The 25,846-nt window shown below is 71.8% G+C and carries 25 protein-coding genes and 3 pseudogenes; 11 read left to right on the forward strand and 17 right to left on the reverse strand.

The genetic code is table 11. The features are described from left to right. The first annotated feature begins 27 nt into the window (after nucleotides 1–27). Nucleotides 28–807, forward strand: a complete 780-nt coding sequence (locus ACYVMZ_RS06635) for a DeoR/GlpR family DNA-binding transcription regulator (RefSeq protein ID WP_461076527.1) — start codon at nucleotides 28–30, stop codon at nucleotides 805–807. Nucleotides 808–949: 142 nt separating this feature from the next. Continuing rightward, nucleotides 950–2,794 (forward strand): glycoside hydrolase family 15 protein, encoded by a 1,845-nt coding sequence (locus tag ACYVMZ_RS06640; RefSeq protein WP_461076529.1) that lies wholly within the window; start codon nucleotides 950–952, stop codon nucleotides 2,792–2,794. 6 nt (nucleotides 2,795–2,800) lie between these two features. On the opposite strand, the gene ACYVMZ_RS06645 is transcribed toward ACYVMZ_RS06640, so the two are convergent. Continuing rightward, a complete protein-coding gene (locus ACYVMZ_RS06645) occupies nucleotides 2,801–3,766 on the reverse strand; it encodes a hypothetical protein (RefSeq protein ID WP_461076531.1) in 966 nt (321 codons plus the stop codon). A 193-nt stretch (nucleotides 3,767–3,959) separates the two neighbouring features. Between ACYVMZ_RS06645 and ACYVMZ_RS06650 the strand changes: the two genes are divergently transcribed. Both ACYVMZ_RS06650 and ACYVMZ_RS06655 read left to right on the forward strand, forming a co-directional pair. Further along, a complete protein-coding gene (locus ACYVMZ_RS06650; protein ID WP_461076533.1) occupies nucleotides 3,960–4,172 on the forward strand; it encodes a heavy-metal-associated domain-containing protein in 213 nt (70 codons plus the stop codon). Nucleotides 4,173–4,224: 52 nt separating this feature from the next. After that, on the forward strand, nucleotides 4,225–6,477 hold the full coding sequence (locus ACYVMZ_RS06655) for a heavy metal translocating P-type ATPase (RefSeq protein ID WP_461076535.1): 2,253 nt from the start codon (nucleotides 4,225–4,227) through the stop codon (nucleotides 6,475–6,477). Nucleotides 6,478–6,534: 57 nt separating this feature from the next. On the opposite strand, the gene ACYVMZ_RS06660 is transcribed toward ACYVMZ_RS06655, so the two are convergent. Further along, nucleotides 6,535–7,191, reverse strand: coding sequence for a class I SAM-dependent methyltransferase (locus ACYVMZ_RS06660; RefSeq protein ID WP_461076537.1), 657 nt, complete (start codon nucleotides 7,189–7,191; stop codon nucleotides 6,535–6,537). Nucleotides 7,192–7,611: 420 nt separating this feature from the next. Between ACYVMZ_RS06660 and ACYVMZ_RS06665 the strand changes: the two genes are divergently transcribed. Beyond that, complete coding sequence (locus ACYVMZ_RS06665) at nucleotides 7,612–8,313, forward strand: phosphatase PAP2 family protein (RefSeq protein WP_461076539.1); 702 nt, start codon at nucleotides 7,612–7,614, stop codon at nucleotides 8,311–8,313. 60 nt (nucleotides 8,314–8,373) lie between these two features. On the opposite strand, the gene ACYVMZ_RS06670 is transcribed toward ACYVMZ_RS06665, so the two are convergent. The 3 genes from ACYVMZ_RS06670 to ACYVMZ_RS06680 all read right to left on the reverse strand — a co-directional run bounded on the left by ACYVMZ_RS06670 (nucleotide 8,374) and on the right by ACYVMZ_RS06680 (nucleotide 11,194). Next, entirely contained in the window at nucleotides 8,374–8,826 is a 453-nt protein-coding gene (locus tag ACYVMZ_RS06670) for a phospholipase (RefSeq protein WP_461076541.1), read from the reverse strand. 270 nt (nucleotides 8,827–9,096) lie between these two features. Then, nucleotides 9,097–9,915 (reverse strand): SAM-dependent methyltransferase, encoded by an 819-nt coding sequence (locus ACYVMZ_RS06675; protein WP_461076543.1) that lies wholly within the window; start codon nucleotides 9,913–9,915, stop codon nucleotides 9,097–9,099. A gap of 787 nt (nucleotides 9,916–10,702) precedes the next feature. After that, complete coding sequence (locus ACYVMZ_RS06680) at nucleotides 10,703–11,194, reverse strand: DinB family protein (protein ID WP_461076545.1); 492 nt, start codon at nucleotides 11,192–11,194, stop codon at nucleotides 10,703–10,705. Nucleotides 11,195–11,394: 200 nt separating this feature from the next. Between ACYVMZ_RS06680 and ACYVMZ_RS06685 the strand changes: the two are divergent. After that, nucleotides 11,395–11,499, forward strand: a pseudogene (locus tag ACYVMZ_RS06685) (IS5/IS1182 family transposase); the annotation flags it as partial. Nucleotides 11,500–11,607: 108 nt separating this feature from the next. On the opposite strand, the gene ACYVMZ_RS06690 reads toward ACYVMZ_RS06685, so the two are convergent. After that, on the reverse strand, nucleotides 11,608–12,282 hold the full coding sequence (locus ACYVMZ_RS06690) for an HAD family hydrolase (RefSeq protein WP_461076547.1): 675 nt from the start codon (nucleotides 12,280–12,282) through the stop codon (nucleotides 11,608–11,610). A gap of 78 nt (nucleotides 12,283–12,360) precedes the next feature. After that, nucleotides 12,361–12,519 carry a LysE family transporter gene (locus tag ACYVMZ_RS06695; RefSeq protein ID WP_461076549.1) on the reverse strand — a complete coding sequence of 53 codons (159 nt, stop codon included), beginning with the start codon at nucleotides 12,517–12,519 and terminating at the stop codon, nucleotides 12,361–12,363. A gap of 292 nt (nucleotides 12,520–12,811) precedes the next feature. Here ACYVMZ_RS06695 and ACYVMZ_RS06700 point away from each other — a divergent pair. Further along, nucleotides 12,812–12,928: pseudogene (locus tag ACYVMZ_RS06700) on the forward strand (transcriptional regulator); the annotation flags it as partial. A gap of 209 nt (nucleotides 12,929–13,137) precedes the next feature. On the opposite strand, the gene ACYVMZ_RS06705 reads toward ACYVMZ_RS06700, so the two are convergent. Both ACYVMZ_RS06705 and polX read right to left on the reverse strand, forming a co-directional pair. Further along, entirely contained in the window at nucleotides 13,138–13,998 is an 861-nt protein-coding gene (locus ACYVMZ_RS06705; RefSeq protein ID WP_461076551.1) for a universal stress protein, read from the reverse strand. Between the two features lie 130 nt (nucleotides 13,999–14,128). Further along, nucleotides 14,129–15,916: a DNA polymerase/3'-5' exonuclease PolX gene (gene polX / locus ACYVMZ_RS06710; protein ID WP_461076553.1), complete on the reverse strand. Its 1,788-nt coding sequence runs from the start codon at nucleotides 15,914–15,916 to the stop codon at nucleotides 14,129–14,131. A gap of 125 nt (nucleotides 15,917–16,041) precedes the next feature. Between polX and ACYVMZ_RS06715 the strand changes: the two genes are divergently transcribed. Further along, nucleotides 16,042–16,347 (forward strand): hypothetical protein, encoded by a 306-nt coding sequence (locus ACYVMZ_RS06715; protein ID WP_461076555.1) that lies wholly within the window; start codon nucleotides 16,042–16,044, stop codon nucleotides 16,345–16,347. A gap of 66 nt (nucleotides 16,348–16,413) precedes the next feature. Here the strand turns inward: ACYVMZ_RS06715 and ACYVMZ_RS06720 are convergent, their stop codons facing one another. The 6 genes and pseudogenes from ACYVMZ_RS06720 to ACYVMZ_RS06745 form a co-directional block, all read right to left on the reverse strand. Beyond that, nucleotides 16,414–17,019 carry a hypothetical protein gene (locus ACYVMZ_RS06720; RefSeq protein ID WP_461077093.1) on the reverse strand — a complete coding sequence of 202 codons (606 nt, stop codon included), beginning with the start codon at nucleotides 17,017–17,019 and terminating at the stop codon, nucleotides 16,414–16,416. Continuing rightward, the gene (locus ACYVMZ_RS06725) at nucleotides 17,016–17,792 is read right to left on the reverse strand and encodes a carbohydrate ABC transporter permease (RefSeq protein ID WP_461076557.1); all 777 of its coding nucleotides are present in this window, start codon (nucleotides 17,790–17,792) and stop codon (nucleotides 17,016–17,018) included. The genes ACYVMZ_RS06720 and ACYVMZ_RS06725 overlap by 4 nt, the downstream gene beginning before the upstream one ends. Nucleotides 17,793–17,859: 67 nt before the next feature. Beyond that, a pseudogene (locus ACYVMZ_RS06730) lies at nucleotides 17,860–18,447 on the reverse strand (ABC transporter substrate-binding protein); the annotation flags it as partial. A 59-nt stretch (nucleotides 18,448–18,506) separates the two neighbouring features. Next, entirely contained in the window at nucleotides 18,507–19,268 is a 762-nt protein-coding gene (locus ACYVMZ_RS06735; RefSeq protein WP_461076559.1) for a cupin domain-containing protein, read from the reverse strand. After that, nucleotides 19,262–20,194, reverse strand: coding sequence for a DUF6807 domain-containing protein (locus ACYVMZ_RS06740; protein WP_461076561.1), 933 nt, complete (start codon nucleotides 20,192–20,194; stop codon nucleotides 19,262–19,264). The genes ACYVMZ_RS06735 and ACYVMZ_RS06740 overlap by 7 nt, the downstream gene beginning before the upstream one ends. Continuing rightward, complete coding sequence (locus ACYVMZ_RS06745) at nucleotides 20,191–21,315, reverse strand: Gfo/Idh/MocA family protein (protein ID WP_461076563.1); 1,125 nt, start codon at nucleotides 21,313–21,315, stop codon at nucleotides 20,191–20,193. Before ACYVMZ_RS06745 ends, ACYVMZ_RS06740 begins: the two co-directional genes overlap by 4 nt. Nucleotides 21,316–21,481: 166 nt before the next feature. On the opposite strand from ACYVMZ_RS06745, the gene ACYVMZ_RS06750 reads away from it, so the two are divergent. Then, the gene (locus ACYVMZ_RS06750) at nucleotides 21,482–21,610 is read left to right on the forward strand and encodes a hypothetical protein (RefSeq protein WP_461076565.1); all 129 of its coding nucleotides are present in this window, start codon (nucleotides 21,482–21,484) and stop codon (nucleotides 21,608–21,610) included. Between the two features lie 59 nt (nucleotides 21,611–21,669). Here the strand turns inward: ACYVMZ_RS06750 and ACYVMZ_RS06755 are convergent, their stop codons facing one another. Together ACYVMZ_RS06755 and ACYVMZ_RS06760 are read right to left on the reverse strand one after the other, a co-directional pair. Beyond that, the gene (locus tag ACYVMZ_RS06755) at nucleotides 21,670–22,413 is read right to left on the reverse strand and encodes a response regulator (protein ID WP_461076567.1); all 744 of its coding nucleotides are present in this window, start codon (nucleotides 22,411–22,413) and stop codon (nucleotides 21,670–21,672) included. Beyond that, complete coding sequence (locus ACYVMZ_RS06760; protein WP_461076569.1) at nucleotides 22,410–24,080, reverse strand: sensor histidine kinase; 1,671 nt, start codon at nucleotides 24,078–24,080, stop codon at nucleotides 22,410–22,412. Before ACYVMZ_RS06760 ends, ACYVMZ_RS06755 begins: the two co-directional genes overlap by 4 nt. A 246-nt stretch (nucleotides 24,081–24,326) precedes the next feature. Here ACYVMZ_RS06760 and ACYVMZ_RS06765 point away from each other — a divergent pair, with 246 nt between their 5' ends. Both ACYVMZ_RS06765 and ACYVMZ_RS06770 read left to right on the forward strand, forming a co-directional pair. Beyond that, nucleotides 24,327–25,313 (forward strand): Bug family tripartite tricarboxylate transporter substrate binding protein, encoded by a 987-nt coding sequence (locus ACYVMZ_RS06765; protein WP_461077095.1) that lies wholly within the window; start codon nucleotides 24,327–24,329, stop codon nucleotides 25,311–25,313. Nucleotides 25,314–25,321: 8 nt separating this feature from the next. Further along, nucleotides 25,322–25,846: a tripartite tricarboxylate transporter TctB family protein gene (locus tag ACYVMZ_RS06770; protein WP_461077097.1), complete on the forward strand. Its 525-nt coding sequence runs from the start codon at nucleotides 25,322–25,324 to the stop codon at nucleotides 25,844–25,846.

The raw sequence follows: 25,846 nt of genomic DNA on the forward strand, positions 1-25,846 counted from the left end.
CGCAAGGTCCGGGAACGGAGGGTGTGGATGTCGCGGGACGCCCGCTGGAAGGCGCTGCTGGAGCTGCTCGTCGAGCGCGGCCGGCTGGACGTCGAGGAGGCGGCGGCCGAGCTCGGCGTGTCGGCCGCGACCATCCGGCGCGACTTCGACCAGCTCGCCGAACAGCAGATGCTGGTGCGCACCCGGGGCGGCGCGGTCGTGCACGGGGTGTCGTACGAGCTGCCGCTGCGCTACAAGACGGCCCGCCACCCCTCCGAGAAGCAGCGCATCGCCAAGGCGGTGGCGGATATGGTCGCGCCCGGTGAGGCGGTCGGCCTGACCGGCGGGACGACCACCACCGAGGTGGCGCGGGCGCTGGCGGTGCGCGGCGATCTCGCGTCCGGCTCCCCCGCGCTGACCGTCGTGACGAACGCGCTGAACATCGCCAACGAGCTGGCCGTACGCCCCCAGTTCAAGATCGTGGTGACGGGCGGGGTCGCGCGGGCACAGTCCTACGAGTTGATCGGCCCGCTCGCGGACGGGGTGCTGGGCCAGATCACGATGGACGTGGCGGTGCTCGGGGTCGTCGCCTTCGACGTCACGCACGGGGCCGCGGCCCACGACGAGGCGGAGGCCGCGATCAACCGGCTGCTGTGCGAGCGGGCCGAGCGCGTGGTCGTGGCCGCCGACTCCAGCAAGCTGGGCCGGCGGGCGTTCGCCCGGATCTGCGCGGCCGAGGCGGTGGACACGCTGGTCACGGACACGGCGGCCGACCCGGAGACGGTACGGCGGTTCGAGGAGGCGGGACTGAGGGTCCTCACGGTCTGAGCCGTGTCGCGGCCTGTCCGGCCGGGCCTCTCGCCGTACTCGCCCGCCCGGCTCCGCCTAGGCCTGTCGTCAAACTCCCGCCTGCTCCGGGCGGACGACGGGAGTCTGACGACAGGGCCTAGGCTGAGGGCAGGAGGCTGCGATGAGCGGTACGAGCGGTACATCCCGCGACGCGGACGGCGCCGGCGGCCCGCGCTGTCCGCCGATCGCCGAGCACGGGCTGATCGGCGACCTGCGCAGCGTGGCCCTGGTGGGGACCGACGGCACGATCGACTGGTACTGCTGCCCGTCCTTCGACGCGCCGAGCGTGTTCGCCTCGATCCTGGACGCCGAGCGCGGCGGCTGCTTCGAGCTGGCGGCTGCCGCCGCGGCGCGGACCAAGCAGTTCTACTTCCCCGACACCAACGTCCTGATCACCCGGTTCTTCACCGAGGACGGGGTCGGCGAGGTGCAGGACTTCATGCCCGTCAGCGGCGAGGCGGTCGAGGTGGAGCGGCACCGGCTGATCCGGCGGGTGGTGTGCGTGCGCGGCTCGCTGCCGTTCCGGACGCGGGTGGCCCCGCGGTTCGGCTACGGCACCCGGCCGCACACGGTCCGGCTGACCGGCGACATGGCGGTCTTCGCGTCCGACGGGCTGTCGCTCGCGCTGACCGCGACCGTGCCGCTGGAGGCCGACGGGCCGGACGTGCGGGCGGAGTTCAAGCTCACCGAGGGCGAGTCGACGGTGTTCGCGCTGGACCAGGTCGGCGGCCCCGTCTCCCCGCGCGGGTGCGCGCACACGGAGGCGCAGGAGCAGTTCGCCGCCACGGTGGCGTACTGGCGGCGCTGGCTGTCCGCCTCCCAGTACCGGGGCCGCTGGCGGGAGATGGTGCACCGCTCGGCCCTGACGCTGAAGCTGCTCACCTACGCGCCGACCGGGGCGATCGTGGCCGCGCCGACGACGAGCCTGCCCGAACAGCTCGGCGGCGAACGCAACTGGGACTACCGCTACGTGTGGGTGCGCGACGCGGCGTTCTGCGTGTACGCGCTGCTGCGGCTGGGGTTCACCGGCGAGGCAAAGGAATTCATGCAGTTCGTGACCCGGCACATCGCTCCGGGCGACGGGCGGGGATCCGGTCCGTTGCAGATCATGTACGGCATCGACGGCCGCACCGACCTGCCGGAGCGCGAGCTCGGCCATCTGGCAGGGCACCAGGGCTCGGCTCCGGTGCGGGTCGGGAACGCCGCCGCCGACCAGCTCCAGCTCGACATCTACGGCGCGCTCATCGACTCCATCTACCTCTACGACAAGTGGGCCGAACCGATCTCCAGCGGCCAGTGGGACGACGTGTGCGCGCTGGTGGACTGGGTGTGCGCGCACTGGGACCAGCCCGACGAGGGCATCTGGGAGACCCGCGGCGGCCGCAAGAACTTCCTGTACTCGCGGCTGATGTGCTGGGTGGCGATCGAGCGGGCCATCCGGATGGCCAACCGGCGCGGCCTGCCCGCCGACCTGCCGCGCTGGCGGGAGAGCCGCGACACGATCTACCGGCGGATCATGGACCGGGGCTGGTCCGAGGAGCGTCAGGCCTTCGTCCAGCACGAGGACGGCGACGTGCTGGACGCGGCCGTCCTGATGATGCCGCTGAGCAAGTTCATCGCCCCCACGGATCCCAAGTGGCTGTCGACCCTGGACGCCCTCACCCAGGAGCTGGTCTCCGACTCGCTGGTCTACCGGTACGACCCGCAGGCCTACCCCGACGGTCTGCGCGGCGTCGAGGGCACGTTCTCCATCTGCTCGTTCTGGTACGTCGAGGCCCTCACCCGGGCCGGCCGGCTCGACGAGGCGCGCCTGGCCTTCGAGAAGATGCTGACGTACGCCAACCATCTCGGCCTGTACGCCGAGGAGATCAGCCACACCGGCGAGCAGCAGGGCAACTTCCCACAGGCGTTCACGCACCTGGCGCTCATCAGCGCGGCGTTCATCCTGGACCGGGCGCTGAGCTGACGGTGGTCAGTGCCCGTGACCGTCGGAGGGGTGGTCCTCCTGCGGGGTCCCCGGCGCCTCGGGTGCCGCGCCGCCGGCCCGGACCGTGAACGCGGCGGTGTGGACCTTGCCGTCGTGCTGGAAGTCCAGGAACAGGCGGTAGCTGCCGCTGCTGGGCGCCGTGGCCGTGAACGAGATGTCCGGGCCGGGCCTGGTCGTGCCGTCGCCGGGTTCGCCGTTCGGGTGGACGTGCAGGTAGGCGAGGTCGCCGGAGCGCAGGGCCACGAGGTGGCCGTACGCGCCGAGGTAGGGCTGGAGGTTGGTGACGGGCTTGCCGTCGCGGGAGACCTTCAGCTTCAGTTCGCTCGCCTTGCCCGGGCGCAGGGCCCCGGCCAGCTCGACCTCGTAGCCGTTGGTCCGGGCCGTGGTCCTGGGCGCCGGGAGGTCCTTCGGTTCGTACGTTCCCGCGACCGCGAGGTCCGCTCCGAGGGTGAGGTTCCCGGTGCCCTTCTTCGCCGGGGTGAAGTCGGCGAAGATCCGGTAGCCGCCCGCGTCGGGCAGGTCGACGGGGGTGCTCCAGGTGCCGTCGGCGGCGCGGGTGGGGTGCAGGTGGCGGTAGGTGGTCAGGTCGCGTGAGGCCACGATGAGGTGGAGTTCCTTGTCGTGCTCGCGCTGGTAGGCGGTGACGGCCCGGCCGCTCGCGTCGCGGACGGTGAAGCGGAGGTCGGCGCGTTTGCCCGCCGTGACGCGCGGGGTCCTCAGGTCGAGGGTGTAGCCCTTGTCGGAGATCTGCAGTCCGCCGGCCGGGGATGTCTCGTGCCCGGCGTGGCCGCCGCCCTCCTGCGCCGCGGGCGAGGGCCCGCCGTGTTCGTCGTCGTGCTTCGGCGCGCTGTCCGCGACGACGGGGTCGAGGCCCTGGCCGATCCCGTAGGCCGTGCCGAAGGTCGCGGCGAGTGCGGCGGCGAACGCGGTGATCTTCAGTCCGGTTTTCATGGCCGTCGTCTCCTTCGAGGAACAGGGCCTCGGGCTTGGTGAGGCCTCGATGCAGTTCACCATACCCCTAGGGGGTATAAAGTCAAGTCGACTCAGCACTTGCTTCCAATACCCCTCGGGGGTATATAGGACACCGGTGCGGCGATACCCCCGCCCCGTATCCCGAAAATCACTACCTCACTGAGGAGGCCCCATGTCCGTCACCCCCTACGCCGTCGCCGGGATGTCCTGCGGCCACTGCAAGGCCACGCTGACCAAGGTCATCGGCGAGTTGGACGGAGTCACCGGTGTCGAGGTCGACCTCGACACCGGGCGGGTCACCGTCACCAGTGCCGCCGAGCCCGACGACGCCCTGATCGCCGAGGTCGTCGACGAGGCGGGTTACGAGCTGACCGGCCGGGTCTGACCGGCCGGGCCCCGACCCGCGCCCGCATTCGTCCGCATTCCGAGGAGCAGCCATGACCACCAGTACGACCGGCCCGACCACCGAGGTAGAGCTCGCCATCGGCGGCATGACCTGCGCCTCGTGCGCGGCGCGCATCGAGAAGAAGCTCAACCGGATGGACGGCGTCACCGCCACCGTCAACTACGCCACCGAGAAGGCGAAGGTCAGCTACGGCGGTGACGTCTCCGTCCGGGACCTGATCACCACCGTCGAGGCGACCGGGTACACCGCGCGGGAGCCGGCACCGCCCGAGCGTCCCGCCGAGAAGGGCGAGCAGACCGACGAACTCCGGCCGCCGCGGCAGCGGTTGGTGACCGCCGTGGTGCTGGCCGTACCGGTCGTGGCGATGGCCATGATCCCCGCCCTGCAGTTCGAGTACTGGCAGTGGCTGTCCCTGACGCTGGCGGCGCCGGTCGTGACGTACGCCGCCTGGCCCTTCCACCGGGCGGCGTTCACCAACGCGCGGCACGGCGCGGCCACCATGGACACGCTGATCTCGGTCGGCACCTCGGCGGCGTTCCTGTGGTCGCTGTGGGCGCTGTTCTTCGGCACCGCGGGCACGCCGGGCATGACGCACCCCTTCGAGCTGACCATCGCCCGCACGGACGGCGCCAAGAACATCTACCTGGAGGCCGCGGCCGGCGTGACCGCCTTCATCCTGGCCGGGCGGTACTTCGAGGCCCGCGCCAAGCGCCGGGCGGGCGCGGCGCTGCGGGCGCTGCTGGAGCTGGGCGCGAAGGACGTCACCGTGCTGCGCGGGGATGGCCGCGAACAGACCATCCCCGTCGGCGAGTTGAAGGTCGGCGACCGGTTCCTGGTGCGCCCCGGCGAGAAGATCGCGACCGACGGGACCGTCGTCGAGGGGTCCTCCGCCGTGGACGCCTCGATGCTGACCGGAGAGTCCGTGCCCGTGGAGGTGGCGGCCGGGGACCCGGTCACCGGTGCCACGATCAACGTCGGCGGGCGGCTCGTCGTCGAGGCCACCCGGGTCGGCGCCGACACCCAACTGGCGCGGATGGCCCGGATGGTGGAGGACGCGCAGAACGGGAAGGCCGCCGCGCGGCGGCTCGCGGACCGGATCTCCGCGGTGTTCGTCCCGGTCGTGATCGCCCTGGCCCTGGGCACGCTGGGCTTCTGGCTCGGCAACGGTGCCGGGCTGACGGCCGCCTTCACGGCAGCGGTCGCCGTCCTCATCATCGCCTGCCCGTGCGCCCTGGGGCTGGCCACGCCGACCGCGCTGATGGTCGGCACGGGGCGCGGCGCCCAGCTCGGCATCCTCATCAAGGGCCCGAAGGTCCTGGAGTCCACGCGGCGCGTCGACACCGTCGTCCTGGACAAGACCGGCACCGTCACCACCGGCCGTATGACGCTGCTGGCCGTGCACACCGCCGACGGCACCGACGAAGCCGACGTGCTGCGGCTGGCGGGGGCGTTGGAGCACTCCTCCGAGCACCCGATCGCCCGTGCGGTCGCCGACGGGGCGCTGGAGAAGCTGGGCTCGCTGCCCACGCCCGAGGACTTCGCGAACGTGCCCGGTCTGGGCGTGCAGGGCATCGTCGAGGGCCACGCGGTCCTCGTCGGCCGGGAACGGCTGCTCGCCGAGTGGGCGATGGAGCTGCCGGACGACCTGGTGCGGGCCAGAACTGCTGCCGAGGAGGCCGGACGCACCGCCATCGCGGTCGCCTGGGACGGCGAGGCACGTGCGGTCCTGGAGGTCGCCGACGCCGTGAAGGACACCAGCGCGGAGGCCGTACGGCGGCTGCGCGCCCTCGGGCTGCGGCCGGTCCTGCTGACCGGCGACAACGCGGCGGTGGCCCGGTCCGTCGCCCGCGAGGTCGGTATCGCGCCCGAGGACGTGATCGCGGAGGTACTCCCCCGGGACAAGGTCGAGGTCGTCAAGCGGCTCCAGGCCGAGGGCCGTTCGGTCGCCATGGTCGGCGACGGCGTGAACGACGCGGCGGCGCTCGCCCAGGCCGACCTGGGGCTGGCCATGGGCACCGGCACGGACGCCGCGATCGAGGCCGGCGACCTGACCCTCGTACGAGGTGACCTGCGTGCCGCGGCGGACGCCATCCGGCTCGCCCGCCGGACGCTCGGCACCATCCGCTCCAACCTGTTCTGGGCCTTCGCCTACAACGTCGCCGCCCTGCCGCTCGCCGCGGCCGGCCTGCTCAACCCGATGATCGCGGGAGCGGCGATGGCGTTCTCGTCGGTGTTCGTCGTCGGCAACTCCCTGCGGCTGCGCACCTTCCGGGCCGCGGCCTGACCCGCTCGCACCGCCGGTGACGCTCCCGTTCCACACCGCCGGTGAGGCTCCCGGGCCTCACCGGCGGTGCCACACGAGGGTGTAGCGCCAGAACAGCCGGCGGCGCGGCCGCGCGCCGGGCAGCACGGCGCGGGCCTCGCGGACGATCTCTGGAAAGCTCATCTCCGGCGCTCTGGTGGGGGCGGTCATCGCGACCGGCCGGGGCGCCGGCCTCCCTCTGTTCTCGAGCCATGCCATGACGAGGTTCAGCGGGATCGACGCGGCACCGAGCAGGTGGTCGACGGGCGTCCGGGCCCGGGCGAGCCCGACCACCACCAGGGTCCCGCCGGGTGCCAGGTGGTCGCGGAAGGCGGTCAGGGCGGGAGTGAACGGCAGGTGGTGGAGGACGGCGACGCAGGTGATGACGTCGTACGTACGGTCGGGGATCCCGGCCGGCGCGTCGGCGACCGTGTACGTCACCGGAGCCGCCGCGGGGGTCAGCTCCCGCGCCCGGGCCGTGATCGCCGGGTCGGCGTCGATGCCGTGCACCTGCTCGGCCCGGCCGGCCAGCAGCCGGGCCAGGTCGCCGCTGCCGGAGCCGACGTCCAGGGCACTCCCCACGCGCCGGGGAAGCTGCCGCAGGATCCAGCGGTGGTAGTGGGCGTTGTGGTCCCAGGGGTGGGCGGCGTGGAAGCGGTCGAGGGCGTGCAGGAACCGGTGCGGCAGGGACGTCATGCCCCCAGTTCACCAGGTGACGACGGCGCGTCTCACACCACCGCCGCGCGGCGGGACAGCAGGGAGCGGTGGATCTCCCGTGCCGTCAGGCCTCCCGACGGGAACCGGAACACGACCGGCCCGACCCCACCAGACGGACACTCGACGCAGCTGAACCCAACCGATCCGGCACGCGGCACAGCCGAACCCAAGAGGCCCGGACACCCGGCCCCTCATCGCCCGGACGGCCGTGCCGAGGAGCCGTCGCAGGTAGGACGGGTCACGCTTGGTTCCAGGTCGGCGGCTCCGGTCCCGTGCTCACCGAGTGGGGTCTCACCGGGTGGAACGATCACGCCCTGGGCACTCGTTCAGTCTGTGCCGGCCGCGGGCGCACCCCGCCGGCCGGCCCCGTGCCCGGAATGCCACCGCAGGAGATACCGCATGACCGACCCGACCACCGACGAGGCCACCCACGCGCGCACGGCGGCCGAGGACCCTGCCGCCGGAGGGGGGCGTGCCCTGTCCGCCGTCCTCCACGATCTGCGGGCCGTCGACGGTGCCCTGTACGCCGCGGTGGCCGCCACGCCCACGCCGACGCTGGACCGGGCCCTGCGCCGCCTGTCCCACGCGGCCGACCACTCGAAGATCTCGTTCGCCATCGCCGCCGCCCTCGCCCTGGGCGGGTCACGGCCGCGCAGGGCCGCGCTCGCCGGGGTCGGTGCGATCACCGTGGCCTCGGCCTCCGCCAACCTGCTCGGCAAGCGTCTGGTCCGCCGGGCCCGGCCGGACCGGGAGGCGGCCCGGGTGACCGTGGACCGGCATGTCCCGATGCCGACGTCGGCGTCGTTCCCGTCCGGGCACACGGCGTCGGCGGTCGCGTTCGCCACCGCCGTCGGTGTCGTCCTCCCGCCCGCGGCGGTACCGCTCGGGGCGCTGGCGAGCGCCGTCGGCTACTCCCGCGTGCACACGGGCGTGCACTACCCGGGCGACGTCGCCGCCGGCGCCGTCCTCGGCATCGCGAGCGCGACTGTCGCGCTGGCCGCGGCCGCGGCGGCGGCCGCCCCGTCGTCGAGGTGGCGGTCGGCCCTCGCGTCGAGCCGCTCGTGGCTCCGGCACGGTGCCGGCGCGCCCCGACGGGGGTGAGATGCGGCCGGCCGTGGGACCCGCGTGGGTTCCACGGCCGGCGTCCTGACCGACGGGCCGTCAGCCCAAGGCCCTGACGGCCTGGTAGTACGTCCATGCCGTGCTGTCGCAGGTGGTCCTCGTACCGCCGCTGTAGTGGGCGCACACGCGCTTGAGGTCCTCGTAGAAGGCGCTGTCGAGGCGGGACTTGTGAGCGCTGAAGGTGCCCGCCGCCTTGTAGTTGCGGTAGCCGAAGTCGTGGCGGGCGCAGGACTGGGCGAACGGGAAGCCGAACGGGTTGTCCGGCGAGGAGGAGCAGTAATCGGTGGACCAGTCGAACTCGTAGGCGGCCCACGCGGCCTGGTTCGCACGGGCGGCGGCCCACAGGCGGTGACTCGACGCGCTGGTCCGGGTCCAGCTCGCGAGGACCTGGGGCTTGTCGGCGGGAGCGGCTTCGGCGGCCGCGGCGGTGCCGACGACGGTGACGAGGGCCAGGGTCGAGGCGGCTAAACCGGTGGCGAGTCTGCGGTGCATCCCACACCTCCATGAGACTGCGACCCGACCGCCGAGCCGCAGGTTCATGACAAGAGAATGCTTGCCCGCTGACTGCCTTCACCACCTGATGCGCCCCAACCCCCTTTAACTCTTGGGTATTTCAGGAGATCGGAGCGTAAACCTCCGGATACCCCGCCGGTTAGGCGGTGTCCCGTGGATCGGATCGTCGCTTGATCGGACGTGCACGTCCGTCCGGTAGGTGGCGTCGGCCATGGGCCCGTAGGTCGGGCGTGGCCCTCTCACAGGTGATCAAGCCTTGCGGCCCACGCCACCGAACATGGCCACCTCGCCGGGCAGATCGGCCTCGCCACCGTCCGGGCGCCAGAGGTTGCAGGAGACCACGCCGGGGTCGAGGAGTTCCAGCCCGTCGAAGAACCCGGCGACGGCGGCGGGGGTGCGCTGGGTCAGCTTCGGTGTGCCGTGCTCGTTCCAGAAGGCCACCGCGGCGTCGACGTCCGGCATGTCCGGCCGGGTGATGGTGTGCGAGAGGACGAGGTGGCTGCCGGCGGGCAGCGCGTCCATCAGACGCCGCACGATCCCGTACGCCTCCTCGTCGTCCTCGATGAAAATGACGACGCCGAGCAGCATCAGCGCCACTGGCTCACTGAAGTCCAGCGTCTGCGCCGCCTGCTCCAGGATCGCGTCGACATTGCGCAGGTCCTCGTCGAGGTAGGCCGTGCGCCCTTCCGGCGTGCTGGTCAGCAGGGCCTCAGCGTGGGCCAGCACGATGGGGTCGTTGTCGACGTAGACAATGCGGGACTCCGGCGCGAGGCGCTGGGCGACCTCGTGCGTGTTGTCGGCAGTGGGCAGGCCGGTGCCGATGTCGAGGAACTGCCGTATCCCGCACTCGCCGACGAGGTACCGTACGGCGCGCCCGAGGAACAGCCGGTCGGCAAGGGCGTAGTCACCGATGCCGGGGTGCAGCTTGCGGATCTGGTCCCCGGCCACCTGGTCGACGTCGTAGTTGTCCTTGCCGCCCAGCCAGTAGTTCCAGATCCGGGCCGTGTGCGGCTGGTCGGTCTTGATCCGCTTGCGCGCCTCGATCGACGCGGCGGGAATCTCAGTCACGGGATGTTCTCCAGGTCAGGCCGATTAGCGGTCAAGGAGCAACATAACCAGAGCAGTTGAGGACAGCGACTCCACCCGGGACAGGCTGGACCGAAGAGGCTGTTTCTGAGAGGGAGGTATGTGAGTCGACAGGTGAATTGTCGTCACCTGAACGTATGGGACTGCGGCATCTCAGCCGGTCGGCGGGCTCGGGCATGCTGGGCTGAACACCGTGAGCGAGTGCAAGCGCGGCTTGGCCGTTGACGTGTTGGGCCTGGTGATCGCGGTGGTGGTGCTCGCCGCGTCCGTGCAAAGTGGCCTCCGGTGCGGCGGATGTGCACGCCGCCGACGTCCAGCCTTTCGCCTGGTGGGTTCACGCCACACTGCGGTTGGACTGTCAGGACGGCCGCCTGCCTGTCACGGACCGACCCATCGGCGACGTCACCGCATCCCAAGCCGATTTCGGACGATGGGTGTGGCCTGTTGCACTGTTGGTTATTGGCATCAGGGTAGTGGTGAGCTTCGACGACGCAGCACGTCGTCGGCGACTGGCCGCGTAGCGGTACGCTGCCCTCTCCCAGAAGTGATCACTAGCTCGATCTGCGCCCACCGCTCGTCGGACAGGCCGGTCTTGTAGTGCTTGCGCTCGCTCACAATGCACTCGCGTGCTCGGCCGAGCCCCTTCCCGGCTGACCAGCCCGTTGGCCTCCTGCTGCGCCGCAGTCAATCGCTCGCCGCGGACCGCGTTTGAACCGCTCCGGATCTGATGGAGGCTCCACCGATCCCCGGAGCGGTTCAGTTTGCTGCATCACGGACGTCCGGACGTGCCGCTGAGGATCTGCTCGCGAAGGATGTCGGCATGGCCGCAGTGCTGGGCCAGTTCGCGCAGCGCATGGAGGTAGACCCAGCGCAGCGGCAGTGGGCCCCGGCGGTTGCCCCGTACCAGGTCGTCCAGCGTCAGCTCTGCCGTGGCCTGACGGGACGCCGCGCACGCCTGCTGGTAGGCGCGCTGGACCGAGGCGATCGTGTCGCCGTCGTGGAGGTCGAACGACTCGTCGGGCGAGTCGGGAATGCCGATCTCGGCACGGGATCGGCAGGTGATCGCCTCGTCGAACCAGACCTTTTCGACGAACGTGGCGTGCTTGACCAGGCCGAGCAGCGTGGTCTTGGACGGGACCAGTGACAGGCGTGCTTGCTCTTCGGTCAACCCGTTCAGACTGTCGTGCAGAGCGGATCGATGCTCATCGAGGAATACCTCGAACTGATCGCGGAGCGCGGCGTGGAAGACGGCGGGTTCCACCGACGGTTGGAAGACCATGACCGCAACGATAGGCCGCTCAGGTCCTGCCCTGAGATCCCGCCTGTGGGGAGCGCACCCAGGCGGCGAAGGCTTCCACTGCGTTGACGACTGTCTCGAAGCGCAGGGAGTGGAACAGGTCGAGGGCGTGCCCAACTTCTCGGAAATAGGTCTCGGGTGACGACGGCAGCCTGCCGCGCTTCGGCTGCTCCTACCAGGCGATCGCCGACACGACCTGCTCAGCCACCACGGTCCGCAACCGTCGCGACGAGCGGATCCGGCTTGGCATCTTCGCCACACTCCAGCGAACGCGGCCTGCACGGCCGCATCGCGTACAAGGGCGAGAAGGTACCGATCCAGGCAAGCCAGAGGTGGCACGTGGAGCGGACCCACGCCTGGCAGAGAAGATGGGTGGGTCAGCGGACCGTGCCAACTCCCAGACGCCTGGCCCAGTCCAGCAATTCGGGTTCGGCCAGGGTGGTGCCGAGCCAGTCGTGGTCGAGGTCGGCGCCTGGAAGGGAGGGTACGGCCGCGACGTAGAGTCCGGCAGCACGCGCCGCGGCAATGCCCGTGGCCGAGTCCTCGAACGCGACGGAGTGCTTGGGAGCCGTACCGAGTGCCTCGCATGCTGTGAGGTAGAGCTCTGGTGCGGGCTTGGGGGAGCGCACTTCGTCGGCGGCGAACGAGTGGGTGAAGTAGTCGGCGAGACCGGCTGACCACAGTGCCGTGTCCAGCAGTTCTCGGGGGCTGTTGCTGGCGACGGCGATGGGGACGGCTGCCCGGCAGGCGCGCACCAGTTCCGCCGCCCCGGGGAGGGCTGCGGCGCCCCCGGCCAGCTCCTTGCGGACCGTTTCGAGGAGTTCGGCGGCGAGTTCGGCGCCGGCCCCGGGGCGCCCGAGGTATTCGGCCATGGCCTCTCCAGCGGCCTCCACGGTGCGGCCGATGACCAGGGCTTTCTGTTCGGGGCCGAAGGGATGGCCGTGCGCCGCGAAGATGGCCGTTTCCGCAACGGTCCAGCAGGCTTCGGTGTCGACCAGCAAGCCGTCGCAGTCGAAGACCACAGCCTCGGCGCTGGTGGGGAGCGAGCCCATGCAGATGTCCTTTCACTTCCGGTGTGTGGTTGCCCGTTCGGCGCTGTCGGATCGTCTGCGGTCGCGTCGACCGGTGCCTTACTGCCCGAGTGCCAGCCGGATGCCGAAGGCGGCGATGACCGTGCCGGTGATCCGGTCGAGGTAGCGGCGGGCCGAGGGGCGTTGTAGGCGGTCTCGGAGCACGTGCGCGAAGGCGATCAGCGCACAGGCCCAGATGACGGCCAGGAGAATGCGCACACCGGCCACGAGATCTCTCTCGATGCGTGGCGCCAGGTGGCCCACAGCAGCCTGCCGCCCATCCACACCAGGTACGCGGCCCCGGCCCAACGAAGAGTCTCGCCCGCAAAAGTCCCGATCGCATCTGGGGTGATCATGAGCGATCACCCTAGGTCGGGAGTCGCGGAACGTCTACATTCCTGCCCGAAATCGGGCAGGAATATGGCGTTCACCTCTGGATTTAGGCATGATGCCTCACGGTGACGCGCCCGGGACGCGTCTCCGGCGGTGAGGTCAGCGGGTCAGCCTGGACTCCTCGAGCCTCACGGCACTGCGCAACGCCGGCCTCGTCAGCGCCCACCGAGCGGGCCGCTCCGTGCTCTGCGTCCGCACGTCCGTCGCCGAACGCGTCCTTGCTGCCATCCCGTAGTCGCCCACCGCGCCGCACCCCCTGGATTGCCGTGTTCCCCCAGGTATGCCGCACTTCCCGCAAGACGACCCGGCCTGGGACTCTCAACAGCTGGCTCGTTCCAAAGGATCGGCAGGCACGACGGTGCCGAATGTAAGCGGAGGGCCTGGCGGTCCGGGTAGCGCCTCAGTGACGCAGCCCGATTTCAGAGGCTTCCAGTCCTTCACGGGTCAGTACACCTGGGCGACGGGCACGACGGCGACGGGGCAGTGCGCGTGGTGGAGGACGGCATGCACCACCGTCCCCAGGCGCAGCCCGAACCGGCCGTCCGGCGCGTGACGCGGAAGCACCACCAGGCCCGCTTCGGCCGAGGTCGCCACGAGCGCGGCGGCGGCCGAGCCGGCCACCAGCTCGGTGTCGGCGGGCACCTGCGGATACTCGGCGATGGGACGGGCGGCGCGGTCCAGCAGGCGCGCGTGCAGGCGCCGTTCCTCATCCACGACGGTCACCTGGGGCACCATCAGGCCGGTGCGGACGAAAGGCGTCCAGGCGTGGACCAGACGCACCCGAGCCCGGCGCAGTTCCGCCTCGGCCAGGGCGAACCGTACGGCCTGCTCGTCCCGTTCGTCGCGCACCCCGACCACGATGCCGTCGCCCGCTGCCCGTTCCGTGTGTCCACGGGCGACGACCACCGGGCGGTCGGCGTGGGCGGCCACCTTCAGGCTCACCGAGCCGAGCAGCAGCCCGGTGAAGCCGCCCCGGCCCCGGGTGCCGACCACCACCAGGTCGGTGTCCCGGGCCGCGTCGAGGAGTGCCTCGGCGGCATGGTCCCGGGCGAGGATCGTGTCGACGCGCAGGCCGGGGTGGGTGGCCGTGGTCCGGGCGCGGGCGTCGTCCAGCAGGCCGGTGGCCGCGGCCCGCAGACGCTCGTCGGTCTCCGCGTCCCCGCTTCCGGGGCCGACGGCGTGCAGGATCCTCAGTGCGGCGCCGCGCAGCCCCGCCTCGGTGGCCGCCCAGTCCGCGGCCAGCCAGGTGTGCGGCGTGTCGTCGACGCCGACGAGTACGGTGCCGAAGGGCCCTCGGGTCACCATCGTGCCGCCCCGCTTCCTGCCGTAGCCGGCCCGGGTCCGCGGTCGTTGCCCACCGGGCCTTCTCGCACCTCACCGGGTACCCGTCGGCTGTGCCGCCACCCCTGCCGCCCCGCCGGGCCGCGGGACCCGTTCACCCGCGCCGGCCGGCCACCGCCGCCTTCCCGCGGCTCGCTCCGCCGGACCGGCCCTTGCGCAGGAACCGCCGCAGCCGGGTCTCCGGCCAGGTGTTGATCACGTCGTCCTCGGTGAGCCAGCCGCGCTGGGCCGTTCCCACGCCGTAGCGCATGACGGCCAGGTGCAGCGGGGCGTGGGCGTCGCTGTCGATCGCGAACTTCACCCCGTACCGCCTGGCCCGCAGGATGTCGCTGTCGCGCAGGTCGAGCCGGTCCGGGTGGCCGTTGATCTCCAGGGCGGTACCCGTGCGCGCGCAGGCGGCGAAGACCGCGTCGAGGTCGCAGTCGACACCGGGCCGCCTGCCGATGATCCGGGTGGTGGGGTGGCCGATGATGTTGACGTACGGGTTCTCGCAGGCCCGTACGATGCGCCTGGTCATCGCCTCGCGCCCCTGGTTGAAGTGCGAGTGCACCGAGGCCACGCACAGGTCGAAGCCGGCGAGGAACTCCTCGGGCCAGTCGACCTCGCCGTCGGGGTCGATGTTGAGCTCGGCGCCGTGCAGCAGCCGCAGGCCGCCGCTCCTGCCCCGGGTGGGGTACGTGCCGTCGAGCTCCCGCACGCGCTCGCGCTGCGCCAGCATCCGTTCGTCGGTCATCCGCTGCATGTAGAGGTTGGGCCCGTGGTCGGTGATCGCGTAGTAGGCGTAGCCGCGCTCGGCGGCCGCGGCGGCCATCTCCTCCAGCGGGGCGAGGCCGTCGGTGAGGTCGGTGTGCGTGTGCAGGTCGCCCCGGATGTCCTGCTCCGTCACCAGGTCGGGCAGCTCGCCGCGCAGCCCGGCCGCGATCTCCCCGCGGTCCTCGCGCAGCGTCGGGGGGATCCAGGGCAGGCCGAGCCGGGCGTACACCTCCTCCTCCGTCTCGGAGACGATCTTCTCGCCGCTCTCGGCGTCGAACAGCCCGTACTCGGAGAGCTTGAGCCCCTGGTGCACGGCCAGCTCCCGGGTGCGGATGTTGTGCGCCTTGCTGCCCGTGAAGTACTGCAGCGCCGCTCCCCACGAGTCCAGCGGGACGACACGCAGGTCGACGGACAGGCCCCTGGTGGTGCGGACCGACGTCTTCTTCTCCCCGTGCGCGATGACCTCCTGGACGTACGGCAGCTCGGTGAACGCCCGCATCAGCGCGGTCGGCGTGCGGGCCGCGGCGAGCACGTCGACGTCGCCGATCGTCTCGCGGAACCGGCGCAGCGACCCGGCGTACGCGCACCGCAGGCAGCCGGGGACCCGGGACAGCTCGGCGACGATGTCGTCGGCGAGGTCCATGGCGGCGTCGAGCAGCACACGGTCGCCGGACGACTGGAGGAGTTCGATGCCGTGCAGGATGTTCTGCTCCGTCTTCGGCCCGAAGCCCTTCAGGTCGCGCAGCCGCTCCGCGTGGATGGCGTCGACCAGTTCCTCGACCGAGGAGATGCCCAGCTCCTCGTACAGGACGCAGGCCTTCTTCGGGCCGAGCGTGGGGATGGCGGTCAGCCGCCGGACCCCGGCGGGGATCTTCGCCCGCAGTTCCTCGACCGCGGACACGCTGCCGCCGCGGAAGTACTCGACGATCTTCTCGGCGATCGACTTGCCGACGTTGGGGATCTCCTGGAGGCCCTTGACGTCGAGGCGGGACACGTCGGCGTGGTAGCCGCCGATCGACCGGGCGGCCTTCTCGTAGACACGCGCCCTGTACGCGTCTCCTCCGGTGATCGAGATCAGGTCCGCGTACTCCTGGAAGAGCGCGGCGACCTCGTCGTTGGACCGAGCCACACGTCCAGGGTAGGCAGGGATCCCGAGATCATGCTGTCCCCGCGTGCCGCGCCGGCGTCTCGGTACGGGCGGTGGGATCACGGGTACTCCGAAGGTCAGCACGACTCCCTGAGGAGATGACTCGGATGCTGATCCTCGGACTGCTCCTCGTCGCGGCCACGGGTGCCTTCACCGGCCTGCTGATCGCCGGCAACCTGTCGGGCGGCCCGGAGTACACCGTGTCGCTGCTGGGCAACGACATCGCCACCCTGAACGCGCTCGCGATCTTCAGCTCCGGTCTCGCGCTGGCGCTCCTGTTCTGTCTGGGCCTGGCCATGATGGCGACCGGCGCGGCGCGCCGCCGGCACCGCCACCGGGGTCCGCGGCGGCGCGGGCGGGGCGAGGAGACCACCACTCTCGACGGGGCGACGCGGCCGGACGCCCGCGCCTGAGGGAACTCCGGACACTCCTGCAGCGCCCGCCCAAGGACACTCCTACGGCGCCCGCCCAGGACAGTCCTACGGCGTCACTCCCAAGGCGCCCCGGCGTACGTCGACGGCGGTGAGCGCCAGCGCCAGGGGCCCCGGGGCGAGGAAGGCGAGCGGCAGCAGCATCCAGGCGCACAGGGCCGCCGTCGCCACCGCGAGCAGGACGAGGCCACTGCCGCCCACGTCCCGTACGGCGTCCCGGGCGGCCTCGCGCACCGCCGCCCGCCAGTCGGTCAGCGACTCGGGGCGGGCACAGGCCCGCAGGCCCACCACCGTGGCGCCCGCGCCGATCGCGGCGGCCACCACCGCGAAGAGCGGCGCCCCGGGCAGCCCCGCCCCGGCCAGCGCCAGGTCGGCGGCGAGCAGCAGCAGGCCCGAGAGCACGACCGTCCCCGCCGCCAGGTCGCCGGCCCGCAACCGCCGCCGCAGCAGGGTGAGGTACCGCCCCGCCGTGGCGGGCCGGCCTTCTCCCGCGCCCCGCAGCACCGCGCACGCCGTCGACAGCGCGGCCGGGACGGTCAGCAGCGGCAGGCAGGCCACGGCGGTGACGAGGCCGACGCTCAGCACGTCGGCGAACAGGGTCATGCGCGGCCCGAAGACCTCGCCCGGCTCCCGTGCGGTGCTCACGCCCCTCACCCCTTCAGTCCGGAGCTGGCCATGCCCTCCACCAGGAACCGCTGGAAGGCGAGGAAGAACAGCACGATCGGCAGCAGCGCGATCACCGACATCGCGAACATCGGGCCGAACGCCGAGGTGCTGGAGGCGTCCACGAAGGACCTGAGCGCGAGCGTCAGCGTGAACTTGTCCGGGTCGAAGAGGTAGATCAGCTGGGTGAAGAAGTCGTTCCACGTCCAGATGAAGGTGAAGATCGCCGTGGTGATCAGCGCGGGGCGGGTCAGCGGCAGGACGACCTTGAAGAAGCTGCGGAACGGGCCGCAGCCGTCGATGCGGGCCGCCTCCTCCAGCTCGCGCGGCAGGCCGCGCATGAACTGCACGATGAGGAAGACGAAGAACGCCTCCGTGGCGAGGAACTTCGGCAGAATCAGCGGCCAGTAGGTGTTCACCAGGCCGAGCTGGTTGAAGATGATGTACTGCGGGATCAGCACCGCGTGGTGCGGCAGCATGATCGTGGCGATCATGAAGGCGAACAGCGGCCCGCGGAACCGGAAGCGCAGCCGTGCGAAGGCGTAGGCGGCGAGCGAGCAGCTGATGACGTTGCCGAGGACCGCGCCGCCCGCGATGAGCAGCGAGTTGCCGAGCAGCCGCCACACGGACACGTCGTTCACGCCCTCCAGCGCCGTGGAGTAGTTCGACCACTCCAGGCGGCTGGGCAGCAGGTCGAGGCTCGCGATGACCTCGTCGGCGGGCTTGAGCGAGGTGGCCAGCAGCCAGGCCAGCGGATACAGCATCACGAGCAGTGCGGCCAGGCAGCCGAGGTGCAGGGCGATCCGGCCCCAGCGAACCGGCTTGTGGAACGGGGTCGGTGGCCCCGGGCCTGCCGGTCTTCTTCGCGAGCGCGCGCATGGCGTCGGCCCACTCGCTCCAGGTCCAGCTCTCGCCGGGAAGCGGGATGCCGGAGTCCTTCCAGGCCTTCACGTCGTAGACGACGGTCTCGGTGCCGCGCCCCTGCGGGATCGCGTACTGCGTGCCGTCGAGCCGCCCGGTGGCGAGCAGGCCGGGGTCGATCTCGCCGGTGCGCAGGACGGCCTTCTGCTCGGCGAGATCGAGCAGGACGCCACCGGAGGCGTACTGGTCGATCTGGCGGTAGTCGAGCTGCATCACGTCGGGGGCGTCACCGCCCGCGGCCTGGGTGGCGAGCTTCTGTTTGTAGGCCTCGTAGGCCGAGAACGACGTTTGTACATCGACGTTCGGGTGGCGTTTCTCGAACAGGTCGACGGCCTGCTCGGTGCGCTGCGCGCGGTCGGGGTTGCCCCACCACGTGTAGCGCAGCACGACCTTGCCGCCGGCGACCGACTCCCCGGATCCTCCGCAGCCGGCCAGCACCGCGCAGAGCACGAGTGCGGCGGCCGACGCGCAGAACCCCTTCGTCCTGTGTCCGGGCATGCCGAGGTCACCTCTCCTCTCCTCGGAGTTCGGTTGAGGTCCCCCCTCGTTGTGTGCGGCTACTCCCCCTGGTACGGCAGCGTGGTGCCCGGCAGGGCGTACTCGTCCCGGCGCCCGCACATGCCGAACCCGCCGAGCCGGGTGGGCGCGGCCTCGTGCGCGGTCGCCTCGCTGAGGTACGAGGGCTCGCCCGCTGCCAGCGCGTCGAGCTGGGCGCCGGTGCGCTCGGCCGTGGCCAGTGCGCCCGCCCGCCACAGTTCGCGCCAGGTCGGCACCTTGTCGCGCACCAGCCGGGCGGCGGCGCGCTGGAACTCCAGGTACGGGCCGCTGTCGCCGGCGACCAGGGCCTCGCGCAGGGCGAGGTAGCCCTCGACGGCGAGGTCCCTGCGGCGCCGGGCGGCGGCCGCGGTCTCCGGGCCGGTGCCGGGCGGCAGGGTCGCCGCGGCGGCGTACTTCTCCGGGTCGGCGAGCACCTCGGGCGGGAAGGTGAACACGGCGTCCCCCGCCTCGGGCAGGCCGCTGTTCTGCATCAGCACGGTGATGCGCAGGTCCCCGCCCTGCACCATGCGGTGCACGGTGCCCGGCGTGAACCAGGCGACCGAGCCGGACTCCAGCGGAATGTCCCGGTAGCCGTCGGGGCTGAGCGTCTGCACGGCGCCCCGGCCGCCGGTGACGACGTACGCCTCCGTGCACACCAGGTGCAGATGCGGACTGCCGCCGCACACCCCGTCGGCGGCCTCCCAGTCGTAGGCGCTCAGGTGGGACAGGCCGACGGCGCCGGGCAGCGGATGGGGCAGCGAAGGCTTGGCGTCGCTCACCATGACAGGCCCTCCAGGTGCGTGCTCACGCGCTCCCGGTCCCAGGCACCGTCGGCGACGACGACCCGGTAGCGGTAGGCGAACGACTCGCCCGGCGGCAGCTCGAACTCCTCGAAGAAGGCCCACGAGAAGGCGACCGTCGGGAACGGTTCGGAGCGCACGAACCAGTGGGACTCGTGGATCGCGGCCTTGTCGTCCAGGTTCTCGGGCGCGTGGGCGAAGACGAGGGTGGAGTGCCCGTCGACCTCGTCGTGCTCGGTGGTGAGCGCCAGCCACGGGCCCTGGCTGCCCATGAGTTTCCCGGCGTCGGCGTCGGTGTCGGTGTCGGGTGCGAAGACCGTGCCGCCGGTGAAGTCGCGCGGGCCGCGCCACTGGAGCCCGGTGTAGCCGGCCATCTCGCGGCCCGCGGTGGTCGGGGAGCCGAAGGCCAGGGGCGTGTCACGGATGTTGGTGAGGCGGATCGCCCAGTCCAGGGCCCAGGCACCGGCCGCCTCGTCGACCGAGTGGACGGCGAGGTCCCGTACCTCCCGCGCCCACTCCTCGCCCCCGTTCTCGACCCACGTCAGGTCCTCGGTGAAGGCCAGCCGGTCGTCCTCGACGGTGAACGCGGAGAACCCGTCGTGGCGCATGGAGCCGACCCGCTCGGGCAGTTTCAGGTAACCCTGGCCGTGGACGTAGCAGTTGCCGCCCCAGAAGTTCTGCCCGGACAGGTGACTGGCCGTCATCTGCAGGCCCTTGTGCCAGCGGTGGTCGTTCGGGCGGTAGCCGGTCACCGTGTGCCCGGCCAGGGTGCGCACCGGGTGGGCATAGGGCTTGCGGGACTCGAACGCCTCGGGGTCGGGGCGGTAGACGTAGCGGAGGATCTCGGTGCCGTTCGCCGCCGTGACCGCGATGTCCTCGCCATGGGTGTGGCTGACTCGGATGCTCATGCGCGCTCCTTGGGGGCCCAGTCGGGGTGGTCGCCGTGCATGGCCTCATAGAAGGGGTCGCCGGGGCCGATCTCGCCCGCGTGCACGGGGCTGCCGCTGAACGCCGCTTTGTACAGGGCGGCGGCGAACTCCAGCGTGGCGCGGGCGTCTGGGCCGCTGCCCGGCGGTCTCGTCCCGGTGTCGTAGGCGTCGAGGAGGGTGCCGAGCTGGGCCGTGTGCGAGCTGGGCACGTCCTGTGCGGGGGTGCGCCAGAGGTCGGCGCGGTCGGAGTCGACGTGCGGGGCCGGGGTGTAGACCCAGTTGTCGTTGCCGTGGCCGTACAGGTGGGTCAACTCCACCGTCGCGTCGGCGCAGTCGATCCGGACGCGGCTCACCTCGTCCGGGGAGAGCACGCTGTTGACGACGGTGGCGAGGGCCCCGTTCCTGAAACGCACCAGCGCCGTCGACACGTCCTCGCTCTCCGTGTCGTGCACCAGCCGCGCCGCCATGGCCCGCACCTCCTCCCACTCGCCGAGCAGGTGCAGCAGCAGGTCGTACTGGTGGATGCCGTGCCCCATGGTCGGCCCGCCGCCCTCGGTGGCCCAGCGTCCGCGCCACGGCACCGCGTAGTACGCGGCGTCCCGGTGCCAGGTCGTCTGGCAGTGCGCGACCAGCGGGGCGCCCAGCTCACCGCTCGCGATCAGCTCGCGGGCGTGCTCGGCTCCGGAACCGTAGCGGTGCTGGAAGACCACGGAGGCGTACGCCCCCGACGCCTCCTCGGCGGCCGCGATCTCGTCGTACTCGGCGAGCGACAGGCACAGCGGCTTCTCGCACAGCACCCAGGCGCCCGCCTTGAGCGCGGCCACCGTCTGCTCCCGGTGCAGCGCCGGCGGCGTGCCGATGAGGACCAGGTCGGGGCGTACGGCGTCCAGCATGTCGCCCATCGAGGTGTACCCGGCGACCTCCTCGCCCGCCAGCTCCCGGAACGCGTCCAGCCGGCCCTGGTCCACGTCGACGGCGGCAACCAGTTCCACGCGGTCGGCGTGGGCTCTGAGCGCGGGCAGATGGCTGCCGCTGACGATGGCTCCGGTGCCGACGACGGCGACGCGTCGGCGGGCGGAGAACGCTGGGGACACGGGCATGCGGCGCTCCTCGGACAACCGGTGGACATGCGCTTGGAAAGCGCTTGCACTCGACAGGCGACCCTAGGTGCGGGAGATTGTCAGGACAACCCCCCGTGCGATGATCTTGGCAAAGGCATCACCTCTGTGACCCGGCGGGCGGGGCGCTGTCGGCCCGGGCGGGGCCGTGGCCGCGGTCGCCCGGGGGCTGAACGAGCCGTCCTGCTCGGCCGGCGCGCGGGAGGTCGCGCGCCGGATCGCCGGGATGCACGCCCCGCAGGAGGTGCTGTCGCTGCTGCCGGCGCGGATGCCCTGAGCGCGCGGGGGCCCTGCTCCTCCGGCCGAGGGTGCTCCTTCCGGGGCATCGCCCCCGGGTCAGGCGCGGGCTTCGCCACTGGTCTGCAGTCCCGTGGCCGGACCGCGGAACCGGTAACGCCGTTCCGGGCGCCCCGCCACCCCGTACCGCAGGGACACCTCCGCGCTGCCGATGGTGTGGAAGTACTCCAGGTAGCGGCGGGCGCTGACGCGGGAGACGCCGGTCAGGTTCGCGCACTCGGTGGCGGACAGGGTGCCGTCGGCCTCGCGGAGGGTGCGTTCGATCAGCTCGGCGGTCTCCACGCTCATGCCCTTGGGCAGCACGGGGACGGCCGCTGCCGCGCCGGCCGCCCCGGCCAGGACGCGGTCGACGTCGGCCTGGCTGCGCACGACGGTGTCGCGCAGCCGGCCGCGCTGGGCGGCGTACCGCTCGAGGCGGGTGCGCAGGTCCTGGAACTCGAACGGCTTGAGCAGGTAGTCGACGACGCCGTGCCGGACGGCGCCGCGTACCGTCTCGGCCTCCCGGGCGGCGCTGATCACCATCACGTCGCAGTCGTGGCCGGCGGTGCGCAGCCGGGGGATGACGTCGAGGCCGAAGAGGTCGGGCAGGTAGAGGTCGAGCAGGACGAGGTCGGGGCGCAGTTCGTCGACGGCGGTGATGGCCTGCTCGCCGGTGCTGGCGACTCCGACGACCCGGAACGGCTCGACGCGCTCGACGAAGGTGCGGTGCACCCGGGCCACCATGAAGTCGTCGTCGACCACGAGCACGTCGATCGGGTCGGACCTGCCCGGCGTGGTCCTCATCGTGTCGCTCCTTCCGTCACCGCGTCGGTGAGGTGGCTGACGGTCATGCGTGCGGTGAACATCGCCCCGTCGGGCGTGTTGGTCACCGAGATCTCACCGCCGTGACGTTCGCAGACCAGACGGGTGAGCGCCAGACCGATGCCGCGCTCGCCCTCCTGGGCGGCCTTGGTGGTGAAGCCGTGCGAGAACACCTCGCGGGCGAGTTCGGGTGCCACGCCGGGCCCGGAGTCGCGGACCACGATCTCCACGCTGGAGGCGTCCTGCCGCAGCTCGACCTCGACCCAGGCGTCCTGTTCGCCGTCGTGCGCGGCGGCGTCGACGGCGTTGTCGACCAGGTTGCCGACGACGGTCGCGACATCGGCGGCGTCCTCCGGGGCGAGCCGGTCGAGCGCGGTGTGGTCGGAGATCCGCAGGCTGACCCTGCGTTCGGCCGCCAGGGACGCCTTCGCCATCAGCAGGGCCGCGACGGCCGTGTCGCGGACGCGGCGGCTGAGGGTGACGTCGAGGGACTGGCGGCGCTGGTTGAGTGCGCGGATGTAGCGGACCACCTCGTCCTGCTCGCCGATCTGGATGAGCCCGGAGATGGTGTGCAGCTGGTTGGCGAACTCGTGGGCCTGGGCGCGCAGCAGTTCGGAGGAGCTGCGGAAGGAGCCGATCTCCCGCTCCAGCCGGGCCAGTTCGGTGCGGTCGCGCAGGGTGGTGACCGAGCCGAGCGGGCGGCCGTCCTTGGTGACGGTCATCCGGTTCATCACCAGGACCCGGCCGCGGCGGATGACAACCTCGTCCCGCCGGTCCCCCGTCGCCCCGGAGACGGCCTCGCCCCGCCGGTCCTGGGTGGCGCCCGACAGGACCTCCCGCAGCCGTCCCTCGATGCCGAGGGCCTCCAGGCTCTGGCCCACGCAGTCCTCGGGCAGGTCCAGCAGGCGCCGGCCCATCTCGTTGACGAGGGTGAGCCGGTGCTGCGGGTCCAGGGCGATCACGCCCTCGGCGATGCCGTACAGCATGGCTTCGCGGTGCTCGGCGAGCCCGGCGATCTCGCGGGGTTCCAGGCCGAGGGTCTGCCGTTTGACGCGCCGGGCGAGCAGCCAGGAGCCGGCGACGCCGAGCCCGCTGGCGATGCCCAGGTAGGCGAGCAGGTAGGAGGACGCGCCGCTCAGGCGCTGCCACACCGTGGGATCGGCCTCACCGATCATCACCGTGCCGAGGTGCCGGCCGAGATTCTCCTGGCCGGCCCCGAGGACGGGCACCTGGGCGACCAGTTCGCGGCTGCCGTCCAGGGTCAGCGGCCCCGACCAGCCGCGTCCCGCGGTGGCGCCCTCGCCCAGGGGCAGCCGGTCGCCGACCACCGTGGGATTCGTGGAGCTTACGATCCGGCCGGCGGCGTCGGCCACCGTCACCGAGGTGACCCCGGACTGGGTCTGCGTGGAGTTCACCAGCGGCGCCAGCGCCTCCTGCGTCACCGGCCGCCCCAGCTGGCTGCGCACCAGCGGGTTCGCGGCCAGCTGCTCGGCGAGCGCGCTCACCCGGCGGCCCTCGACACGGTTGAAGGTCGCCTCCGACTGGGCGAGCGAGACCGCGGCGACCGCCAGCAGCACCATCACGACGATGGCGAGCTGGAGCACCAGCATCTCGCCCGCGAGGGTCTGGCGACGGAAGGTGGCGACCACGACGTACTCAATCTCCCGTGTCTCGTGACGGGTCGCCCCATCATGGCGCCCACCTGCACAGAGGGAAAGAGAGGTGCGCCGCCGCCCGACGCCGCCCTGTGGCCACAAAGACCAAAACCTCCGTTGGTTCCGCAAGAGAGACAGACCCCTGACGCGAGGGCAGCATGTGGCCCACGTCACCCTCCCCCACAGGGCCTCCCCTCTCCATCGAATCTCCATCGACACAACCGACAGGTGGTGGCACTCGTGCGCCTGCGCACTCCCCTCGCCCTGCTCGGGGCCGCCGTGCTCGTGCTCGTGGGTCCGCCGCTGCTGACCGCCGGCAGCGGCGCCGAGACCGGCACACAGATCCCGGGCCTGCGCTTCATGGTTCCCAACACGCCCGGAGGCGGTTACGACATCACGGCCCGTACGGCCGCGAAGAACGCCGAGGACGCCGGGCTCACCCACAACATCGAGGTGTTCAACCTGCCCGGCGCCGGCGGCACCGTGGGCCTGAGCCGCCTGGTGAGCGAGCACGGCAACGGCAAGCTCGCCATGTCCATGGGCCTCGGTGTCGTCGGCGCCGTCCGCTCCAACGACGCGCCGAAGACCCTCGCCGACACCACCCCGATCGCCCGGCTCACCGAGGAGCAGGACGTCGTCGTGGTCGCCAAGGACTCCCCGTACAAGACCATCGACGAGCTGATCGGCGCTTGGAAGAAGAACCCGGGCAAGCTGCCGGTGGGCGGCGGGTCGTCGCCCGGCGGGCCCGACCACCTCGCGCCGATGCTGATGGCGCAGGCCGCCGGGATCGCCCCGAAGAAGGTCAACTACATCCCCTTCGACGGCGGCGGCGAGCTGCTCGCCTCGATCCTCGGCAACAAGGTCGCCTTCGGCGTGTCCGGCGTCGGCGAGTACCTGGACCAGATCAAGGCCGGTGAGCTGCGAGTGCTGGCGGTCACCGGCCCGGAGCGGGTCGACGAGCTGAAGGACGCGCCCACGCTCAAGGAGTCCGGCTACGACGTGAACTTCACCAACTGGCGCGGCATCGTCGCCCCGCCCGGCCTGACCGACGCCGAACGGGACAAGCTCGTCCGGCTGATCGAGGAGCTGCACGACTCGCCCGAGTGGCAGCAGTCCCTGAAGCAGAACGGCTGGGACGACGCCTTCCTTACGGGCGAGAAGTTCCGCGCGTTCCTGGACGCCCAGGACAAGCGTGTGGTGTCGGTGCTGAAGGAGCTGGGACTGTGACGACGCAGATGGACATTCCTCCGGCCGAGACGGCCGAGCGCCGCTCCTGGCTGCGCGACCACTCCGAACTCGGTGTGTGCGCCCTGCTGCTGGCACTGGGCGTGCTCGTGCTGACCGACGCGCTCACCATGGACGTCGACATCGCCCAGCGCGGCCCGGTCGGCCCGAAGACCGTGCCCGTCGTGGTCGGCATCGGGCTGCTGCTGATCGCCGCGCTGCTCGCCGTCGACGTGCTGCGCGGCGGCCGCGGCCAGGCCGAGACCGGCGAGGACATCGACCTGTCCGAGCCCGCGGACTGGCGCACGGTGCTGCTGCTCACCGGGGTGTTCCTCGGCGCGGCGGTCCTCATCGAACCGCTCGGCTTCCCCATCGCCGGAACGCTGCTGTTCTGGGGCGCCGCCTTCGCGCTCGGCAGCCGCAGAACCGACCGCGACCCGCTCATCGCGGCGGTCCTCTCCCTCGTCACCTACACCGTCTTCAACAACCTGCTCGGAGTGCCGCTGCCCGGCGGTCCGCTGATGGGAGTGCTGTGA

This window comes from Streptomyces deserti (assembly GCF_054782695.1).

Excerpts from the sequence above, each read along its gene's own strand:
- ACYVMZ_RS06650 (WP_461076533.1), top strand. The coding sequence starts at position 3,960 with ATGTCCGTCACCCCCTACGCCGTCGCCGGGATGTCCTGCGGCCACTGC.
- ACYVMZ_RS06745 (WP_461076563.1), bottom strand. The coding sequence starts at position 21,315 with ATGCCCGTGTCCCCAGCGTTCTCCGCCCGCCGACGCGTCGCCGTCGTC.
- ACYVMZ_RS06670 (WP_461076541.1), bottom strand. The coding sequence starts at position 8,826 with ATGCACCGCAGACTCGCCACCGGTTTAGCCGCCTCGACCCTGGCCCTC.
- ACYVMZ_RS06770 (WP_461077097.1), top strand. The coding sequence starts at position 25,322 with ATGGACATTCCTCCGGCCGAGACGGCCGAGCGCCGCTCCTGGCTGCGC.
- ACYVMZ_RS06740 (WP_461076561.1), bottom strand. The coding sequence starts at position 20,194 with ATGAGCATCCGAGTCAGCCACACCCATGGCGAGGACATCGCGGTCACG.
- ACYVMZ_RS06640 (WP_461076529.1), top strand. The coding sequence starts at position 950 with ATGAGCGGTACGAGCGGTACATCCCGCGACGCGGACGGCGCCGGCGGC.
- ACYVMZ_RS06665 (WP_461076539.1), top strand. The coding sequence starts at position 7,612 with ATGACCGACCCGACCACCGACGAGGCCACCCACGCGCGCACGGCGGCC.
- ACYVMZ_RS06735 (WP_461076559.1), bottom strand. The coding sequence starts at position 19,268 with ATGGTGAGCGACGCCAAGCCTTCGCTGCCCCATCCGCTGCCCGGCGCC.
- ACYVMZ_RS06705 (WP_461076551.1), bottom strand. The coding sequence starts at position 13,998 with ATGGTGACCCGAGGGCCCTTCGGCACCGTACTCGTCGGCGTCGACGAC.
- ACYVMZ_RS06645 (WP_461076531.1), bottom strand. The coding sequence starts at position 3,766 with ATGAAAACCGGACTGAAGATCACCGCGTTCGCCGCCGCACTCGCCGCG.
- ACYVMZ_RS06690 (WP_461076547.1), bottom strand. The coding sequence starts at position 12,282 with ATGGGCTCGCTCCCCACCAGCGCCGAGGCTGTGGTCTTCGACTGCGAC.
- ACYVMZ_RS06755 (WP_461076567.1), bottom strand. The coding sequence starts at position 22,413 with ATGAGGACCACGCCGGGCAGGTCCGACCCGATCGACGTGCTCGTGGTC.
- ACYVMZ_RS06655 (WP_461076535.1), top strand. The coding sequence starts at position 4,225 with ATGACCACCAGTACGACCGGCCCGACCACCGAGGTAGAGCTCGCCATC.
- ACYVMZ_RS06660 (WP_461076537.1), bottom strand. The coding sequence starts at position 7,191 with ATGACGTCCCTGCCGCACCGGTTCCTGCACGCCCTCGACCGCTTCCAC.
- ACYVMZ_RS06715 (WP_461076555.1), top strand. The coding sequence starts at position 16,042 with ATGCTGATCCTCGGACTGCTCCTCGTCGCGGCCACGGGTGCCTTCACC.
- ACYVMZ_RS06725 (WP_461076557.1), bottom strand. The coding sequence starts at position 17,792 with ATGCTGTATCCGCTGGCCTGGCTGCTGGCCACCTCGCTCAAGCCCGCC.
- ACYVMZ_RS06635 (WP_461076527.1), top strand. The coding sequence starts at position 28 with ATGTCGCGGGACGCCCGCTGGAAGGCGCTGCTGGAGCTGCTCGTCGAG.